Annotated in this window: 18 protein-coding genes and 1 pseudogene; 15 read left to right on the top strand and 4 right to left on the bottom strand. The window is 53.0% G+C overall.

Features of this window, described 5'->3' with window-relative positions:
• The first annotated feature begins 246 nt into the window (after nucleotides 1-246).
• The 11 genes and pseudogenes from MWU63_RS19940 (at nucleotide 247) to MWU63_RS19990 (ending at nucleotide 10,571) form a co-directional block, all read left to right on the top strand.
• Complete coding sequence (locus MWU63_RS19940) at nucleotides 247-1,587, top strand: malonyl-CoA decarboxylase family protein (RefSeq protein WP_247079701.1); 1,341 nt, start codon at nucleotides 247-249, stop codon at nucleotides 1,585-1,587.
• Nucleotides 1,565-3,094 (top strand): malonyl-CoA synthase, encoded by a 1,530-nt coding sequence (locus MWU63_RS19945; protein WP_247079703.1) that lies wholly within the window; start codon nucleotides 1,565-1,567, stop codon nucleotides 3,092-3,094. The genes MWU63_RS19940 and MWU63_RS19945 overlap by 23 nt, the downstream gene beginning before the upstream one ends.
• A 111-nt stretch (nucleotides 3,095-3,205) precedes the next feature.
• Nucleotides 3,206-3,448, top strand: a complete 243-nt coding sequence (locus MWU63_RS19950) for an acyl-CoA thioesterase (protein WP_247079742.1) — start codon at nucleotides 3,206-3,208, stop codon at nucleotides 3,446-3,448.
• A gap of 5 nt (nucleotides 3,449-3,453) precedes the next feature.
• Nucleotides 3,454-3,681 (top strand): annotated as a pseudogene (locus tag MWU63_RS19955) (transposase); the annotation flags it as partial.
• A gap of 159 nt (nucleotides 3,682-3,840) precedes the next feature.
• Entirely contained in the window at nucleotides 3,841-4,704 is an 864-nt protein-coding gene (locus MWU63_RS19960) for a branched-chain amino acid ABC transporter permease (RefSeq protein ID WP_247079705.1), read from the top strand.
• 8 nt (nucleotides 4,705-4,712) lie between these two features.
• Complete coding sequence (locus MWU63_RS19965; protein ID WP_247079714.1) at nucleotides 4,713-5,708, top strand: branched-chain amino acid ABC transporter permease; 996 nt, start codon at nucleotides 4,713-4,715, stop codon at nucleotides 5,706-5,708.
• A gap of 1 nt (nucleotide 5,709) precedes the next feature.
• Entirely contained in the window at nucleotides 5,710-6,483 is a 774-nt protein-coding gene (locus MWU63_RS19970; RefSeq protein ID WP_247079716.1) for an ABC transporter ATP-binding protein, read from the top strand.
• Nucleotides 6,476-7,174: an ABC transporter ATP-binding protein gene (locus tag MWU63_RS19975; RefSeq protein WP_247079718.1), complete on the top strand. Its 699-nt coding sequence runs from the start codon at nucleotides 6,476-6,478 to the stop codon at nucleotides 7,172-7,174. Before MWU63_RS19970 ends, MWU63_RS19975 begins: the two co-directional genes overlap by 8 nt.
• 38 nt (nucleotides 7,175-7,212) lie before the next feature.
• Entirely contained in the window at nucleotides 7,213-8,526 is a 1,314-nt protein-coding gene (locus MWU63_RS19980) for an ABC transporter substrate-binding protein (RefSeq protein ID WP_247079720.1), read from the top strand.
• A 67-nt stretch (nucleotides 8,527-8,593) separates the two neighbouring features.
• Complete coding sequence (locus tag MWU63_RS19985) at nucleotides 8,594-9,649, top strand: carbon-nitrogen hydrolase family protein (protein ID WP_247079722.1); 1,056 nt, start codon at nucleotides 8,594-8,596, stop codon at nucleotides 9,647-9,649.
• Between the two features lies 1 nt (nucleotide 9,650).
• A complete protein-coding gene (locus MWU63_RS19990; RefSeq protein ID WP_247079724.1) occupies nucleotides 9,651-10,571 on the top strand; it encodes a LysR family transcriptional regulator in 921 nt (306 codons plus the stop codon).
• A gap of 409 nt (nucleotides 10,572-10,980) precedes the next feature.
• On the opposite strand, the gene MWU63_RS19995 is transcribed toward MWU63_RS19990, so the two are convergent.
• The 4 genes from MWU63_RS19995 to MWU63_RS20010 all read right to left on the bottom strand — a co-directional run bounded on the left by MWU63_RS19995 (nucleotide 10,981) and on the right by MWU63_RS20010 (nucleotide 15,357).
• Nucleotides 10,981-12,636 (bottom strand): pyridoxamine 5'-phosphate oxidase family protein, encoded by a 1,656-nt coding sequence (locus MWU63_RS19995; RefSeq protein ID WP_247079726.1) that lies wholly within the window; start codon nucleotides 12,634-12,636, stop codon nucleotides 10,981-10,983.
• A 92-nt stretch (nucleotides 12,637-12,728) separates the two neighbouring features.
• Nucleotides 12,729-13,103 (bottom strand): nuclear transport factor 2 family protein, encoded by a 375-nt coding sequence (locus tag MWU63_RS20000; RefSeq protein ID WP_247079728.1) that lies wholly within the window; start codon nucleotides 13,101-13,103, stop codon nucleotides 12,729-12,731.
• Nucleotides 13,104-13,156: 53 nt separating this feature from the next.
• Complete coding sequence (locus tag MWU63_RS20005) at nucleotides 13,157-13,906, bottom strand: glucose 1-dehydrogenase (protein ID WP_247079730.1); 750 nt, start codon at nucleotides 13,904-13,906, stop codon at nucleotides 13,157-13,159.
• 548 nt (nucleotides 13,907-14,454) lie between these two features.
• Nucleotides 14,455-15,357, bottom strand: coding sequence for a LysR family transcriptional regulator (locus MWU63_RS20010; RefSeq protein ID WP_247079732.1), 903 nt, complete (start codon nucleotides 15,355-15,357; stop codon nucleotides 14,455-14,457).
• A 145-nt stretch (nucleotides 15,358-15,502) separates the two neighbouring features.
• On the opposite strand from MWU63_RS20010, the gene MWU63_RS20015 reads away from it, so the two are divergent.
• The 4 genes from MWU63_RS20015 to MWU63_RS20030 all read left to right on the top strand — a co-directional run bounded on the left by MWU63_RS20015 (nucleotide 15,503) and on the right by MWU63_RS20030 (nucleotide 17,619).
• Nucleotides 15,503-15,913, top strand: a complete 411-nt coding sequence (locus MWU63_RS20015; protein WP_247079734.1) for a VOC family protein — start codon at nucleotides 15,503-15,505, stop codon at nucleotides 15,911-15,913.
• Nucleotides 15,914-16,022: 109 nt separating this feature from the next.
• Nucleotides 16,023-16,574 carry a carboxymuconolactone decarboxylase family protein gene (locus tag MWU63_RS20020; protein ID WP_247079736.1) on the top strand — a complete coding sequence of 184 codons (552 nt, stop codon included), beginning with the start codon at nucleotides 16,023-16,025 and terminating at the stop codon, nucleotides 16,572-16,574.
• 170 nt (nucleotides 16,575-16,744) lie between these two features.
• The gene (locus tag MWU63_RS20025) at nucleotides 16,745-17,272 is read left to right on the top strand and encodes a DUF4142 domain-containing protein (protein WP_247079738.1); all 528 of its coding nucleotides are present in this window, start codon (nucleotides 16,745-16,747) and stop codon (nucleotides 17,270-17,272) included.
• Nucleotides 17,273-17,274: 2 nt separating this feature from the next.
• On the top strand, nucleotides 17,275-17,619 hold the full coding sequence (locus MWU63_RS20030) for a cupredoxin domain-containing protein (protein ID WP_247079740.1): 345 nt from the start codon (nucleotides 17,275-17,277) through the stop codon (nucleotides 17,617-17,619).
• Nucleotides 17,620-18,788 lie beyond the last annotated feature (1,169 nt).

The raw sequence follows: 18,788 nt of genomic DNA on the forward strand, positions 1-18,788 counted from the left end.
CTGCCCCGGCCATGTTGGGGTTTACCGGCGCGCTAGGGGAAAGCACCTCTCGATTTTTCTACAATTCGCGACGCGGACAGGCGGGTGAAGACCCTATCAATATCAGAAGGTTAAAACGCTCAACGTCGAAGATGCCCTGACGTGACCGCAAGGGCATCGACACACACCGCCATGCAAAAATGTTGAATTGTTTCTAGCCTGCAAGGTTTTATACGTTACTGCGGATACTTAGATTTAGGCAGGGAAATGGCCAATTTAAACACGATCCTGCAAGCAATTGTGGAAAAGGGGTCTCGTCTCATCGAGCCCACAATCCAATCGGAGCCGCCGGAGAAGCAGATCCGTATCATTTGTGACAAACTCCTGTCATCCAAAGGTGAGGCGTCTGGCGTGGCACTTGCGGACCAGACCTTGCGCCTTTATCGCGAGTTGACACCCGATGAGCAATTGAGTTTCTTCGAGTACCTAGCGACAGAATATAATCCGTCGCCAGAGGAAGTTCTGGCGGCAGCCCAGGATTACCAGGCGGACCAAACCTCGGACAAGCTCAAACGTCTCACACATAGCTGTGAGCCGCTAAGACAGGAGTTGTTTCGACGGCTTAACTTTGCGCCTCGGGGCACCTACCGTCTTGTCAAAATGCGGGAAGATCTAATCCGCTTTGTGCGATCCAAGCCGGAACTAAAACGCATTGATGACGATCTGCGCCACCTCCTCTCGTCTTGGTTCAACCGGGGATTTCTCACCCTGCGACCGATCAATTGGGATTCGCCCGCCCGCGAACTTGAAAAACTAATCGCCTATGAAGCCGTCCACGAGATCAAGGGTTGGGACGATCTCCGCAGAAGGACAGATCCGCCAGATCGGCGTTGTTTTGCGTTCTTCCACCCGACAATGCCGGAAGAACCACTGGTGTTCGTCGAGGTCGCGCTTACGGATGATATTCCAAACTCAATCCAGGAGCTGCTCCGTGAGAACAGGGTGCCGAGCCAGCCGACCGACAAAAAGTTTGCGGTATTCTATTCAATATCAAACTGCCAGGCCGGATTAAAAGGTGTATCGTTTGGCGCCTTCCTTATCAAACAGGTAGTAACCGATCTATCCCGCGAGTTGCCAAATCTGAAACTGTTTCTGACGCTGTCTCCCGTCCCGGGTTTTATGAAATCCCTTGAAGAGAAGTTTAGCCTGGGCGACGGAAACGACGACGTCGAGACATTGCGGGCGGTCTTGAAGAACGCGGCTGCCGGAAAACCTCTCGACGAAGACATGTCGGAAACCGTTCGGAAGCTTGCGGCTGATTATCTCGCCAACAGCAAGCAAAAGAACGGCGCTCCCAAAGATCCGGTGGCCCGGTTTCATCTGGGCAATGGCGCCTGCCTTCATGCCGTGCACACAAATGCCGACCTTTCGAAGAGGGGAATGCAAAACGCATCAGGGGTCATGGTTAACTATCTCTACGACCTCGACAAGCTCGAAGCGCGACACGAAGCATTCAAAAACGACGGATCGGTCGCTCTGTCTCGCGACGTGTCAGCGCTGATTTCCGCAATGGGCAAGGTACATAATGTCAAAAAACTATCTGCATGACCGCTTGTTTTCAAAGCACCGTAACAATTCCGACGTCTTCATGTTTCTGCAGGATGGCCGTCGCATCACATATGAGGAAGTCTTTTCAAAAATGGCCTCGATGGCATCAGCTCTTCTGAGCCTGGGTCTCGAGCCAGGAGATAGGGTTGCGGTTCAGATTGAGAAATCTCCAACGGCCCTCTTTATCTATGGGGCCACTGTCATGGCCGGGGGCGTCTTTTTACCACTCAACACCGCTTACACCCTTGAGGAGCTATCCTATTTCCTGCACGATTCAACACCTGCGGTCTTCTTTGGCGATGTAGAAAAGGCCGACGATCTGTCGGATCTAGCGGCCGAAATTTATGCGAAATTTGTCAAAGTCTCCAGCGATGGTGCCCTAGATCCCGAATTTCCAATGCACGAAGGCGCTTCTGACAACGCCAGTTTTGATCCGGTGGAACGGGATGCAGATGACATTGCGGCCATTCTCTATACCTCTGGCACCACCGGGCGGTCGAAAGGTGCCATGCTGACACATCGGAATCTTGCGTCGAACGCCGAAGTCCTGGCTCAAGAATGGGCCTTCACTGCTGATGATCGTTTAATTCACGCCCTTCCTGTCTATCACACACACGGGCTGTTCGTAGCGACGAACGTGACTTTGGTTGCTGGAAGCAGCATGGACTTTTTTGCGTCCTTTGATCTTCCGTCCATTCTGAATGCACTCCCAAAAGCTACCGTCTTGATGGGCGTGCCAACGTTCTACACGCGGCTGCTCTCATCCGAAGAGCTGACATCCGACCTGTGTTCTAATATCCGTTTGTTTGTTTCCGGCAGCGCGCCGCTGCTCGCCGAGACCCATCAACAATTCAGCACGAGAACGGGAAAAGCCCTCCTGGAACGATACGGGATGACGGAAACCAACATGATTTCGAGCAATCCCTATGATGGCGACAGACTGCCTGGCACAGTAGGATTTCCACTACCAGACGTGGCTCTGCGGGTTGCCGACCCTGAAACGGGCGCAGCATTGCCCCAGGGCGAGGTTGGTGTCATTGAGGTCAGAGGCCCAAATGTCTTTGCAGGATATTGGCAGATGCCTGACAAGACGAAAGCCGAATTTCGAGATGACGGGTTCTTTATAACCGGCGATCTCGGCCAGATCGATGATGACGGCTATTTGAGCATCGTGGGTCGCCAGAAGGATCTTATCATTTCAGGAGGCTTCAATGTCTATCCGAAGGAAGTCGAAGAGGTCCTGGACGCGCTTGAAGGGATTGTTGAATCAGCGGTGATCTCCGCGCCCCACCCCGATTTCGGCGAAGGTGTCCTAGCCGTGGCAGTTCTTTATAAAAATGCGCCACAAACGGAAGACGACATCATCAGACGGCTTTCCGGAAAGGTTGCGCGTTTCAAGCAGCCCAAACGGGTCTTTTTCAAGGATGCCTTGCCACGCAACGCGATGGGCAAAGTCGAAAAGAAACGTCTGAGGGATGAGTTTGCCGGAACATTCGAAAAGAGCTGAGCATCCCTCACCATTGGCTCATCTTTGACGCTTGTTGTGACGGACCTTGAAGCAGAGATTTCTGATCCAAGCTCGTAAGGCGCCGAAGTCGACTCCTCCCGGGAACCGCCAATGCCAACCATGACGACATTTCGAACGGTTGTTGCGCCAAGCGACTGTGATTTTCTCAGCCAGATGAACGTGTCAAAGTATTTTGACGCGTGCTCGGATGGTGTCTTCGCGATGCAATCAGAGCTTGGTCTTACGATCAGCGACGTGAAGCAGGGCCGAAGGCTCTCACTCGCCGTCGTACATGCCGAGAGCGATTTCAGAGCCGAACTGGTTGTTGGGGATGTTATCCGCGTGGAAACATAGGTAACATTGAGCCAGGTTCGCCCTGGGAGAACGGATATTGCGAGAGCGCCAGCGGGCGGATGCGCGACGAGTTGCTAAACTGGGAAATCTTCTACTCGCTAAGAGAAGCTCAAATCACCTTCGAAAGCTGGACGAAACATTACAACACCAAACGACCCCACAGTGCTTTGGGCAATCGCCCGCCAACGCCAGAAGCCATCGTCCTGAAGGAACAAAGGCCAGTCATGCACTAGCTTTCAATATGGACCACTCAAGTGGAGCATCTCACAGCTACCTGTGTATTTTTGCACGGACGCAAGCGAAAATTCCGAATTCTAAGGTATTTCCGCAAATGTTTAAATGAGCGAAATTAAAATCCGCGCATTGAGCGAAATGGGAGGACGGGGACACAGATGGACTGGAACCTAGTAATAGCTTTGGCGGCAAACGGTATCGTTTGGGGCCTTATCATAGCTTTGATTGCCTTAGGGCTATCAATTATCTTTGGCTTGCTTGACATTATTAATGTCGCCCATGGCGACTTCTTCATGGTTGGCACCGTACTTGCATACGGTGTCTTGCAAGCAACTGGAAATTTCTGGCTCGCCTTGTTGATCGTGCCGATTATTGGCTTCCTGCTCGGGGCCGTTATCGAGCAGATTGTCATCAAGCCGATCCGGAACGCTGCCGCATTGTCCATAGTGGCAACATTCGGCTTGTCGATCATTCTTCAAGAAGGCGTACGCGCAACCTACGGCGCTGCACCGCGTCGCATCCTCCCGCCGATCGAAGGTACGTTCTCACTCCTGAACATCGAATATGACATCTATCGCATTGTTGCGGCGGCGCTCTCCATTGTCGCCATCTCAGGCTTCTTCCTGTTCCTGCACCGGACGAAATTCGGCACCTGGATGCGCGCCGTCAGGCACGATTCAGAAGCGGCTCTGATCATGGGTATACCTACCGAACGTGTCTACCTGATAACATTCGCACTCGGATTTGCCCTAGCCGCACTGGGCGGCGTTGTGGCCGCTCCCATCACAACCGTCGACTTCCGTTCCGGCGTCGACATCCTACCGTTCTGCTTTATGGCAGTCATTATTGGCGGGCTGGGCAATCTACCAGGCACTGCGGCTGCGGCCGTGTTGCTCTCCTTCGTCGAAGGGCTCGTTACAAGTTTCACTGACCCGACTTTGGCGCGCATCACGTCGCTTTGCCTCATGAGCGCAGTTCTTCTGCTGCGTCCGCAGGGTCTATTCACAGGGTTGGCGAAATGAACTCCAAGATGCAAAAAATCAACATCGCCGCCGTCATCGCTCTCGTTGCGTTTCTCTTCGCGGCACCCATAATCCTGCCAATGATTGCAAACCCGTTTTGGGTCAGCGTCACATCAGAAATCCTGATTTGGTCACTCTTTGCGGCGAGCGTCAATCTGCTTTTTGGCTATATCGGATTGCTATCGTTTGGCCAGGCACTCTATTTCGGCTTCGGCATGTATGGTGTCGCCATTGGCATCGCCCATCTCGGATTGGGTTTCTGGCCAGCTTTCGCTTTGGGGATAATTGCAAGTGTCTTGATGTCGGTGGTCGCCGGTTCACTGGCCGTAAGGCTTACATGGCATTACTTCGCCATTATCACTGTTGTATTCTCGCTCATCTTCTACTTCCTCGCGCTCAGTTGGAAGCCTCTGACCGGTGGTGATGATGGCATCGGATTTTCCATGCCGCCCATGCTGCGTATAGGTGAGTTTGAAGTCACTCTACTGAACCCGAACACCCAGTACTATTTCATTCTTTTGGTGGTGATCGGCTGCTTCTACCTGATGCACAGGTTGCTTCAGAGTCCGCTTGGGAAGGCGATGATCGCAGTTCGGGAAAACGATGTGCGCGCATCGCTGATCGGTCTCGACGTCTATCGGCTCCGTCTTGTTGCGTTTATCGCTTCAGGTTTCATGGCCGGTGTCGCGGGCTCTCTATTTGCCTTTTTCGGTCGATACGCATCCGCCAGCTACATGTTCTACCATGTTTCCGGTGAAGGGGTTGTCTGGACATTGGTGGGTGGCGCCGGGACGCTCCTTGGCCCGCTCTTCGGAACCGCATTGCTGTTCATCCTGCGCGAAGAACTGTCGGCGTTTTGGGAACACTACCTCCTTGTTGTCGGCGCAATCGTCATCCTGACGGTTATCTATGCCCCACGAGGTATTGTCGGTCTCTACACAGACATGCTCAACAAGCTCCTGAATACGCCTGAAGACAGTGGCGAAGACCAAGGGGAGAAGTGATATGACACAACCAATCCTACGCATTCAGAATCTTACCAAAAATTTCGGTGGATTAACCGCTGTCAACGATCTCAGCCTCGAACTTGGATCCGGCGTCGTGCACGCCATCATCGGTCCAAATGGCGCCGGCAAGACAACCCTGTTCAACTTGATATCAGGGTTTCTTCCTTCGACATCGGGTACTGTCTGGTTTGATGGCCAAGACGTGACGCGCATGCGTACACATCTTATCTCCCAACTCGGTCTGGCGCGAACTCTACAAATCAAGAGCGTCTTCAGCTCCATGACAGTCGAGGAAAACGTCTGGATTGCCGTTCAATCTCGAGGCAAGGTCTTTGATCCGTTCAGCCGCGCGTCATCACTCAAAGATACGCAGCGCAGAACAGATGAAGTCCTGGAGCAAACAGATCTCAGCCGGCTTGCAAAGAGAACGGCCGGAACGCTCTCCTACGGCGATGTCGCCCTGTTGGAAATCGGCATTGCATTGGCGACCAGTCCGAAGATGTTGCTCCTGGACGAGCCCGTCTGTGGCATGAGCCCGGCTGAAACCGATCAGACAGTGCGCCGCGTTAGCGACCTGTCGAAATCGGTCGATATCGTCATCATCGAACATGACATGGAGGTCGTTTTTGGCCTTTCTGACCACATCACGGTGATGGCCCAAGGCGCGGTCCTTGCAGAGGGCACACCATCCGAAATCCAGGCGAATGAAAAAGTCAGAATAGCCTATCTGGGCGAAGATGACGATGACCAGATAGGGGCCAAACATGCTTGAGCTTAAGAACGTTAAAGCGCAATACGGGAAACTCCCAATCCTTCACGGTGTAAATCTGGAAGTTGAGAAGGGTGATGCGGTCGCACTCGTCGGACGCAATGGCGTCGGAAAGACCACTACACTTCGCTCAATCATGGGTCTGATGAATATATCATCAGGTACCGTGTCGTTCAATGGAACAAATATCTCCGGGATGGCACCCAACAAGATACCTGGAACCGGGATTGGATATGTCCCACAGGGACGAGGCCTTTTTCCGAATCTGACGGTGTTCGAAAACCTTTGCATCGGCCTTCCAGGCAAGCCTGACGAGGAAATGCAGGACTTTGTCTACTCGCGCTTTCCACGGCTTGCAGAGCGTGCGGATCAAGCCGCCGGAACGCTTTCTGGTGGAGAGCAGCAAATGCTTGCGATTTCCCGCTGCCTCGTCATGCGGCCAAAACTCCTTATTCTGGACGAGCCAACCGAAGGCATCATGCCAAGCCTTGTTGCGCTGATCAGATCCGAAATTCAGGAAATCAACCAACAGGGCGTTTCGATCCTATTGGTCGAGCAGAACATCCGAATGGCGATCAAGATCTGCAGCAAGATCGCGATCATGGAAAAAGGCGTGGTCGTCCATCAGGCGACGTCGGAGGAAATCAAGAACCAACCCGAGATTGTGCACCGTTACCTCGGGTTGTCGCACTAAGAAAAACGGTCATCCAACACGAACGGAGGTAATGCCACATGACTGAAGAACTCAAGAATACGAAGGACGCTTCGGGGGTGAAGTCTCCGTCGAGACGGAGCTTTCTGAGCCATGCGCTCGCAGGCGGTGCCGCAGCCGGTACTGCTTGGCTCGGCTTGTCATCGGGACTTCAAGCGCAACCGAGCGGACCAATTGTCATTGGACATCAGGCTGAACTCACAGGTGGGTTCTCCAGTTGGGGGTATTGGCACGACAAATGCGCCAAGGCAGCCACCAATCTGATCAATGAAAGTGGCGGGATTGCTGGCCGCGAGCTTGTGTTGCGCACGGAGGACACAGAGTCGAACCCGGCCACTGGCGTACGTAAACTCAGATCCCTGATCCAGAGAGGACAATCGTCGTTCATCGTCGGCTCTGTGCATTCCGGGATCATGCTTGCTTCTATCCCGATCGCAACCGAACTTAAGACAGTGTATTTTTCGGCAGGCGAAGCCACAGAGGCCACCGGTGTGAAGGGAACCCGGTACTCGTTCCGGACGGGAACAGACACCTATGCGCTCGCCGCCGCCGGGGCGCCCTGGGCCGTCGAAAATCTCGGCAAGAACTGGACGATGATCTTCCCCGATTACGCGTGGGGCCATAGCCATCACGAGGAACACAAGAAGATCATTGAGGCCATGGGTGGCACAGTCAATGATCCCATCGCCGTTCCGCTCGACGCCAAGGACCTTGTTCCGTACCTGGCGAAGATCCCGGAAGAAACGGAAGTCCTGTTCTCCGTCTTCTTTGGCGCGCTGTCCGTCGCATTCTATACCCAGATGAAGTCGATGGGTCTGGATCAGCGCATGAAACAATACTCGGTTTCCGGAACGATGGAGGCCGTTAGCCCGGCTCAGATCAACGGTGCCGCAGAAGGCGTCTACTTTCTGGAGAACTTCCCGAGGGCTGTCACCACCAAGGAAGACGAGTTCCACCGCGAGTTCAACAAAATCATGGAAATCGATGATGTCCATGCGCAGGAAAATGGATCCGACAGGATCATGGCGAAGAGCCATGCATGGCAAAGCTGGGAAAATCTGTTCGCCCTCAAACAGGCCATCGAGGCCTCGGACTGGAAACAAAAGAGCGATGACCAAGGTGTAATCGAGGCACTGGAGGGCTTGCAGATGGAGAATTCTCTCGCACATCCGCAGGGTTCAAAGATTCTTCGGGCCGAAGATCATAGTGGAATGATTGATTGCTACATCACTCAGGTTCAAAACGACGAGTTCAATCTTATCAAACGCGTCCCCAAAGAGGACCTGATGGCGAATCTTCCTCCCCGCTTCGACTTCACCAGATTCTCCCTCTGAGTGAAACGTAGTCAACTTGGCGGGCTCGACTGGTGAGCCCGCCCCTTTATCTTCGAGGACTATTACATTGACCAAGAACGATACCGTCCGCGTTTGCGCCGCTCATGTAGCTCCCGTTTTTCTCGACGCCAAAGCAACGACGAGCAAGATCTGTAGTCTTATCGCAGAAGCCTCGAGAGATGGGGCGGACTTAATCGCCTTCCCCGAAGCAATGCTGCCAGGATTTCCGGTCTGGGTTGCCTTGCAGGCCCCAATCAACAGCCACGACTTTTTCAAACGTATGGTCGCGCAATCAGTGGCTCCAGGTGGACCCGAAGTCGCTCAAATCAGAGAGGCAGCGAAGAAGCACGAAATTTTCGTCTCTCTGGGCATCAGCGAAACCTCACCGGCAAGCGTTGGATGTATCTGGAATTCAAACCTCTTGATCAATGACCACGGCGACATTATTTCTCATCACAGAAAGCTTGTCCCCACATTCTACGAAAAACTGGTTTGGGCAAACGGCGACGGTGCCGGCTTGAAGGTTGCACCCACACGAATTGGTAAGATCGGCATGCTGATCTGTGGGGAGAATACAAACCCACTTGCGAAATATTCGCTGATCGCACAGGGCGAACAGTTGCATATATCAAGCTATCCTCCGATCTGGCCGACACGCCGAACCGGTGAGGCCGGCGCCTATAATCTTGAAAACGCCATCCGTATTCGTGCAGGCGCACACTCGTTCGAAGGCAAGGTGTTTAACGTTGTTGCTTCCGCCTGTGTTGACAAAACACTGGAGAAGTTTGTCGACGCGATGGGCAAAGACGCCAAAGGCATTCTGGAGGATACACCAAGAGCCGTGTCAATGATCCTTGGGCCGACAGGCGATGTCATCAGCGACACGCTGTGTGAAGACGAAGGCCTTCTCCACAAGGAAGTCGACCTCAAAGATTGCGTCGAGCCAAAACAATTCCATGATGTTTCAGGTTACTATAACCGCTATGATGTATTTGAATTTTCCCTCAATACCCGCCGCCAAGAGCCAATGACGATCAATGAACCCCGCAGGGACCCTAATGTACTGGAACAAAAATCCGACCGGGTTCATACTGAGGCCATACAACCTAAAGGCAGACCATGAGATGACGTCTCCAATCAAAAAGCGGGTTTCATTCAATTGGAATGACCTTGTCTTCTTCATTGAAGTCTGTCGTCAGAAGAGCCTGGCAGGTGCCTCGCGTAGACTCGGTGTCGATCACTCAACGGTCGGGCGTCGAATTCGTGAACTTGAAGACTCTCTGAACACCAAACTTTTTGATCGTTCCGGGACCGGTTACCACCTGACCGAAAGCGGGTTACGCCTTCTTGACAAGGTGGAGAAGATGGAGGGCGTTGCGCGACAAATCGGACAGAGTTCCGATGAAGGTGGCCACGGTCTGGTCGGCACCGTCAGGATCGCCACTATGGAAGCGATCGGAAGCCTGTACCTGGCGCCACGGCTTGCTCAGTTCGCGCTGGATAATCCGGACATTCACGTCGAGCTTGTTACCGCGGCAAGCTGGATCAGCCTGTCGCGGCGCGAGGCGGATATCCTAATCAGTTTTCCCCCCCCAAAAGGCCGTCGTCTCCAGATCGAGAAAATCGGACAATTCTCTCTTTTCCTCTATGCGTCCGAGCAATATCTCAATAGAGTCGGCCAGCCGTCTTCCATCAAAGATCTTACAGACCATAACCTGATCGACTACGTTGACGACTTGGTACAGATCGATGCGGTGAGATGGCTCGGAGAGGTGTGCCGTGTCCCCGAAGGTCCTTTCAAATCCAGCAGTCTCATCGCGCAGTTTACGGCGACCCAAGGCGGTGCGGGCATCTGCATGCTTCCTAGCTTCGTGGCACATCACGCGCCTGATCTTATCCCGGTACTACAGGATGAAGCCTATGTCTGGCGCGACATCTGGCTCACAGCGCATGAAGATCACCTTCACCACGCACGCATCCGAAAGGTGATGCAGTTTCTGCGCGAGATGGTAGGTCAGGATCAGGATCGCCTGAATCAACCCTGATGGGTGCTCTTGGTTCGGGGCCATCGGTGAAGCCGGTGGAACGAGCCATGATGACGACACCTTCCCAACCGCAAGCTGATCATCGACTCTCCGCGTTGCCAGCGATCCCAAATCTCTGACTTCTGCTTGTCCGTGTAAAATGTACGTTGACGATACTTCATCCTGCTCACTCCATCTTTCCTAAAAGATTAAAGTGTTGCGTTGACCAGTTGAAACCGCAGGACAAACCTGCCGTTTACGGAATGTCAGCTATCGGATTGCGATCCAAGTTGCTACGCCATCAAGAGGGCCCCCAGTTATCCGGTTGAATGTTCGAACGGACTGAGCACTCGTCCCTTGGAGTTGCCGTGTGGCGTGAACTTAAAAACTGGCTGATAAAGTCGGCGATTTCAGACTGGGTAGGTCAACATCACCCAACTGGGCCGAATGTCTCATGATGGATCTGCTCAACCGGAATACTTTGTTCCTCCAGATCGGCGCGAATTTGGGCCATAAACGGCGTTGGGCCGCATAGAAAGTAGTGCGCATCGACATTGTTCACCAATTCGGCAAGGAGTTTGCCAGTGATGCGGCCCTTAGCATCGTAGTGGGTGCCGATTGTGTCCTCAATCTGCGGTCTACTATACTGGACATGTGATTTGATATTGGGGCGATCCGCGACCAGATCGCGGACTTCCCTGGCGAACGGATGATGCCGGCCGTCCCTGGCGCCGTGAACAAACCAAGCAGGTCTGTTGCTGTTTTCGGCGACGATCGCGCGTAGAATACTCACCATTGGCGTGATACCGACACCGGCACTGATCAGAACAAGCGGACAGATGTTACACGTCATCATGAAGTCGCCGGCCGGATGGCGGCTCTCAATAATCGAACCAGGTTCGACAGCGTCATGGATGTATCTTGAGACCAACCCTTTAGGCTCACGCTTAACGCTTATCCGGTAGCGGTCATCCGTCGGTGCGCTGGACAAAGAGTAGGTTCGTCGCGCCGGCTCGTTTGTTCCGGGAATATTGAACTCGATGGGCAAGTGCTGCCCCGGTTCAAACACTGGTAGTGGCCCTCCATCACGGGCTTCGAAGACAAAGGACGTGACGTCTTCGCTTTCAGGTGTCTTTTCGACCAATCGCAGCGAGCGAACCGAGTCGGCGTCTACCTGCCAACGAAGTCCAACCGCGGACGGTAATTCAACGATTTCTTCGATGTCGAGAGTAATCAATCGTCGGGTTCCCGGAAACGCGGTCAGGTCATCGGGCTCCCAATTGATGGAGGTAGTCCCTGTAAGCTGCAGCAAACTGCCGCTTTCAAAATCGATGAAGAGGTAGCCAGCCCTCGGATCAAGAACGAGATTGCCGATGGTGTTGTAGTGATTGTTGCCCGCGTAGTCCGGAAACCGCAGCTGTTTTTTATTAATAACCTGAACGAAGCCACGATCACCGCCCCTGTGTGATGCATCCATGCCAAATGTCGGGCTTTCACCGTCGCCTCGAAAACCTGTCGCGATGAAGAATGTATCAGCCGATCCAATCCATTCTCGTTGACCGTCAGTGAGGCTGGAACCGCGTATTGCTTCCCGAGGCTGCACAACAGCAGCCCTATGCCATTTGCGTTCCCGGATATATTGTGGACAATTGCCAAACGATTGTTCGACAGCAAACGCGATGCTATTGGTTCGATCTTCCGCTACCCGCCCATTGACCCGATTGCGCCGCCGTGCAGCCAGTTCAATGCCGAGTATACCGACGTCTGCACCTGTAACGAACGCATATTCCAGCGCGTCGCCACGCGAGGGTTTGGCCTCAATCACAAGATGCCGAGGGTCTGGAGAGGTGACAAAACCGTCCGGGCCCTCCAACAGAGTTACCCAGGGGCGGTTATTTTCATCGCGGGCCGCTGCTACAAGAAATGGCAAGGCGGTGTGGAATTCACGGTGTTGATCCGGCAAAAAGTCGCGAACGACCTTTTGCGCCCAATCCTCGATGTCGCGGACTCCAAGTCTTTTTTGGACCGCGTGCTCGCCGCGATGAAACGGAGAGGCTCCGCTTGGCTTCTTGTTCTGTTCAGTCATCCAATAGTCCACGCGTTTGAGTGTGTCGAAATTCAGACTTGTGAAAATCAATATGGGCCAGATCCGCTATCCCAATGCTAATCCAATGGTCCTCATGCATGCAGGTGAAACACCTTGTTCATGATCTTCCACTTTCCATCGACATTGAGCAGCGTGAAAAGATCAGTAAATCGAAGGCCGGTCCAGTTTTGCAATTCGAGCCGCGCCGTTGCGACACTGCCAGCGAGATCGATGCTGGTTTGCTTCACCTCAAGCATTGTCGCCGGACCGTTCTCGTCGTTCCAGGAAAAAAGATCTTGGATCGGCCCCGCAAAAAGATCGTCTCCGACATATCCGAAAACTGTGGCGTCTGCATGGAAAGCAGGCTTCATGTCATCGCTTCTACCGGACATTGCACCTTTGATGTATTGGTTGAGGACCTTGCCGATCGCGTCATGGTGTTGCGTAACTGTGGACAATTCATTCATGGCTTTCACTCCTGTTGTCGTGATGTATTCATTTGTCTGTGCTGAAGCCTGCCTTAGACCTGCACCATTCCACCGTCAGCAACGAGATCAGCTCCGGTGAAGTAGCTTGCGTCATCGGAGGCGAGAAATGCCACCGTTGCGGCGATTTCATGCGGTTTGCCAGCGCGGCGAAGCGGTGTTTGTTCAACGACTTGGGCTGCGAATGCGTCGACGTCGTTCTTGCTCAGTCCGACTTTCTCCCACAACGATGTCTCGATCAACCCAGGACTGACAACGTTGACGCGGATGCCGCGGGGCGAGAGTTCGGCAGCAAGCGTGCGGCCAAGCGAACGAACCGCAGCCTTCGTTGCCGCGTAAACGCTCGTGTTTGGCAGCCCGGACTGAGCGACGACAGAGGCGTTGAGAATGACCGACGCATTTTCTGAAAGAACTGGCAGCGCCTTCTGCACGGTGAAAAAGAGGCCCCGGACGTTTGTGTGGAACAAACTGTCGAAGTGATCTTCCGTCACCGCCTCGAATGGTGAAAACGGGGCAATCCCGGCATTTGCAAAGAGCACGTCCACACGGCCGTATTTTTCACGTATCTCGGAAAACAATCGATCCAGATCGTTCATATCTGTGACGTCTGCGCGAATGCCCTTGGCACGGTCGCCAAGCTCTGCAACCTTGGCATCCAAGATGCACTGATTGCGGCTGGTAATAATGACCTGGGCGCCGTCGGCAATAAAGCGACGGGCAGTGGCCAGCCCGATACCACTACTACCGCCAGTGATTACCGCGACTTTCTCGATCAACTTTTTCATGTCATTTCTTCCTTGTCCATGAGAAAACCATGTTGCTATTTTCGCCTCCACCTTAAGATCTGGTCGGCGCATCAAGATGGCTCGCGACGGCCATGAGAGGCCGCGCTGGTTTGATTTGTTTTGATGCCTTGGAATTTGCGCTTTTCGACTGCACAACTGAACGCGCTAAATTCGCAATTGATCATTTCAGTCTACGCAACGCTGATAGATCAAACGTCGCAAAGTCGGCTGCGTCACGATTGCTGATAAATCTGGATCGAAAGCGACAAGGCGCACCGAGACACTCAATAAACTTGAGAAACAACATAACGAACGCGTTTACTTTCGCGGTCTGACACCAAACGGCAAGCCCATGTTCGAATTGCTTATCAGTGAGGCAAGATCGTGGACTGTGCTCGCATCACTCCCGGAAGGCTGCAATCGTGTCGTTGCTGGCAGCGACAGTTGGCATGAAATTGAACCACTCGTAGGTAACCCTGCCTGACCGAGCCAGAGTAATAGATCGCCACTACCCTCGCCAAGTAATACACTCGCGTCGGCGACACTGTTCAGTGGTACAGTGCGGGGCTCTTTTTAAGAGCGTCAACCAGGTGATCGACAACAGCGCGAACACGCGCAGTTGTTTTGCCAGTCTCTTTGTGCACGATATGCACAGGCATCGCTGGCTGTTCAAAATCTTCAAGTACGAATTCCAGCGCACCAGCCTTTAGATGTCCAAGCGTCATGTAAGAAAGAACCCGTGTCAGTCCTCGCCCCGCGATGGCGGCAGAGATGGCCACATCCGCCTTATTAACGTGGAGCCGGGCCTTAGGTTTGAAATGTTCAACTTTCCCACCTCTGGAAAACTGCCACTCTCCACCTTGGGCCATATTTGTGAAGTCGATGAGTTCGTGCTCCAGGAGATCTTCGAGAGTTTTTGGGTGCCCGTTCTTCGCCAGGTATTCGGGCGATGCACACAATGCGCGACGAACCTGACCGACGCGAATGGCAGAAAGCGTTGAATCGGGCAGTTCGCCAATCCGCACCGCGACATCGATGCCTTCGTCCATTAAATGCACAATCCGGTCTACCAGCATCACCGAGAGCGAAATATCCGGGTAGCGATCCAGTAGACTATTCAAGACCGGCGCCAGCACCATGCCGCCGAAGGGCACAGAAGCTGTCACTGAAACGAGGCCGCGTGGCGCCGCATGAGCGCCAGAAGCGTGTTCATCTGCTTCTTCGATGTCGGACAATATGCGACGGCAGTCTTCGAGATAGCGCGTTCCCGCGTCGGTGAGCTGCAAAGAGCGCGTCGTTCGATGCAAAAGCCTCGTACCAAGCCGCTCCTCAAGATTTGACACCGCTCTCGTAACCGATGGCGGAGACATGTTCAGGCGCCTGCTCGCCGCCGCGAAGCTCGCCTCCTCCGCAACCGTGACAAATACCGACATGGTCTGCAGGCGATCCATGACTGTTCCACCCCCTGAAATAATCTCTTGTCGATAATGCCTGTTCTGTATCGCTGTGGAAAGCCTGAGATTAGAGGTCAATGAAACAGCCACGACCGCGCCGTTGCCAGAGAGCGCGTCAACCCAACCAGAGAGGATATCGACGATGTCGGATATAGCAGTAACCAGAGGTGCACATCACATCGGACTGACCGTTCCGAACTTGAAGAAAACGCGTGCATTTTTCGTCGAAACACTCGGTTTCGATCAGCTTGGAGAGATACCGGATTACCCGGCAGTATTTTTGAGCGACGGCACGACAATGATCACGCTTTGGCAGGCAGTCGACCCAGAAACAGCGGTACCGTTCGATCGCAAAAATGTAATCGGACTGCACCATTTCGCTCTCAAGGCCGATGATCAGAAAACACTGACCAGTCTCCACGCAAAACTGGAATTGGCCGAAAATGTCGACGTCGAATTTTCGCCGGAACCGCTCCTAGGCGGGCCTACGAACCATATGATGTGTACGATCCCCGGTGGAATCCGCATGGAAATCATCGCGCCTGCCAACTGAGGCGGATCAACACAGAAGACCTGGAAGAAACCAGCGGACGCCGGAAACCTGACGTTCGAACACCGGACATATGTCCAAATTTCAAACATCACCATAACGGAGAACGAACATGCCCAGACTTAACGCAATTGACCCCGCCACCGCATCCGGTGACGCAAAAGAACTCCTCGACGGAATCAAAAAGAAGATTGGCATGACGCCGAATCTTTTTAAAACTATGGCGAATGCACCGGCAGTCCTGATGGCGCATCTGGCCTTCGGCGACGCGTTGTCCGGCGGTCGTTTCGACGCCCAGGCCCGCGAAGCAATTGCTTTGACCGTAGCAGGTGCGAATTCGTGCGAATATTGTACCTCGGCTCATGCCGCTATCTCGAAAAGCCTGAAGGTCGACGGTGATGAGATTGAGCGTCGCTACAACGGCCGTTCGGGCGATCCCAAACTCGATGGCGCACTCATTTTTGCGCGCCAAATTGTCGACAAGCGTGGCTTTGTCACCAACGAAGACATCGCAAATGTGCGATCCGCCGGTCACGATGACGGCGCGATTGTCGAGATCGTTGCAAACGTCGCAACCAACCTTTTCACCAACTATTTCAATCATGTTGCTGAAACCGTTGTTGATTTCCCGGCGGTCGAATTTGAACAGTCCAAGGCCGCATGATCGGATCAACGCAATTCCAGTGCGGTATCAAATGTCGTGGCGTCGCACTGACCTGACCCAGACGTGCTTGTCCGGCTCCCACCCCTGGTGCCCGGATCGACCGCGGGCAACGGCCTGTCCCCCCGCCGCTGCCCGCGATCACACTCATCCCCAAAATGGAAGGAAACAGAATGTCTTTGAAAACTCTCACCACCGCACTGTTTGCAGGTTCTCTGATGATCGGTCCTGCAACGGCACAAGATGTCGCAAGCCTCAACGATCTGGAATTTGCACATGTCGCTTATACTGCCGACAACATCGATATCCGCTATGCCCATCTGGCACTTGCGATCTCGACCAATCCCGACATCCATACGTTCGCAAACACGATGATTAGCGACCACACGGCTGTAAATGCGGCAGCACTGGGATTGCTGGGCAAGTTGGGGGCAACCGCACAGGACAATTTCTTCAGCCAAGCGCTTAACGAAGGCGCTGAAAAGATCATCGATGATTTCTCGAAGTTGCGTGGCGCTGAATTTGACGCAGCTTACGCGGCGAACGAATTGGCCTATCACCAAACGGTCAATGATTTGGTCGAAAACACCATGATCCCGAACATCGACAACGCGGAAGTAAAGGCGTTGTTTCAGCAAGGACTCGACATCTTCAAAGTGCACGAAGGCCATGCTGAAATGATGGTTAAAGCGGTTAACTGACGATGATGCTTGTTACCAGACGTGAAGCAATAGTGGGGGCGGTCGCATCTGCGACCGCCGTTTCCCTAATGTCAAAGATGTATGCCGCTGGCCAGCAAACACGTCATGAAGTGAAAATCCAGAATTTCAGATTTGATCCTGATCATATTCAGGTCCAGGTTGGGGATGTCATCAGGTGGACCAACGAAGATATTGCCCCACATACGGCAACGGCAAATGAACTAGGCTGGGATACAGAAGAACTCGCTCAAGGTGTCAGCTCAGAAATAATTGTCACCGGGGGCATGGAAACCAGCTTTTTTTGTACCTTTCACCCTCATATGAAAGGTTCCTTCGAAATTGTATGAAACGAACCGAAGAGTTTCGCAAGAAACTCTCGTAAGCTGAAAGGCAAAAGCGGACCATTGTGCGCCTCGCAGCATCATACTGAATGGGCTCAAAAGCAGATGGGGTGGATGGTTTCTGCTCCACTCGGCGTCGCTTTGTGCTACATTGCAGGTGTCAAACTCTGCGAATAAAGTTTCCAAAATAAAGTTGTACTAGCAACTAATTGATTGCATATACAACCGACTTCCTTTATCGTGACGGCATTCGGACAACTCAGTCGTCGAAAAATGCTAATTTGGGAGAGGGACTAATGCCTACATATTCTGTTTCTTCTGTTGGGGTTTTCCCGGCGGTGGAATTCGAATAATCCAAGGCGCATGATCAATTCAACATAGTTCCAGAGAGGCATAAACTGTCGTTATGTCGCACTAACCTGACCCAGACGCAATTGCCCGGCACCCGCTCCTGGTGCCCGGCTTGATCGCGGGCAACGACCTGTCCCCTCGTTGCCCGCGATCGAATTGATCCAAAACTAGCTAGGCAAATACTCGAGAAAGTGGAGACCAATTCATAGACTATTGTCGAGTTTCAACTCAGGATCCATCTCATGCACTGGGCCAAATTTTTAATCGTCTGGATGCCGGTCCTTCAGTTCATTCAGTTTCTGGTTTTCAAAAAATCTTACTCCACGACAATGGGTCAACCACCTACGGCCACGAGTTATCCTTCTGCATCCTTACTACCCGTCGAACTGGAAATCCGTGGCCACTAAGGGTAGACTAACGGTATGAAATTACAAAGAAACGAGATCTTATCACTTGAAACACGACGGGTTGGGCAGCGGTTAATCTTCGTTTCCGCTGCGGCGCTATCGGTAAAGGTGTATAAAATCGACCCAAACCGAAGACCTTCCAACTGGTCACGCTTCTTACGCTGGCCAGGTTCAAGGCAGGTTTGTAATGGTTAAGGACACTGAGTGTAGATACCCGGATAACGTTCTATGGGGTGATGGTTGGGGTTGGGGTTTTTTTGGCGCCGACAATCCTCAGACTTTGGTGACCACTGACTATAAAGAGGAATGCATCGCTTGCCACGTACCCGCAGAAGATACAGATTGGATTTACACACGGGGCTATCCTGTACTTCAGAGAGACTGAATTGGTTCGGAGTTCAAGACGGACCAAGATGC

Source organism: Pseudohalocynthiibacter sp. F2068 (assembly GCF_023015645.1).
Taxonomy (GTDB): Bacteria; Pseudomonadota; Alphaproteobacteria; order Rhodobacterales; family Rhodobacteraceae; genus Pseudohalocynthiibacter; species Pseudohalocynthiibacter aestuariivivens.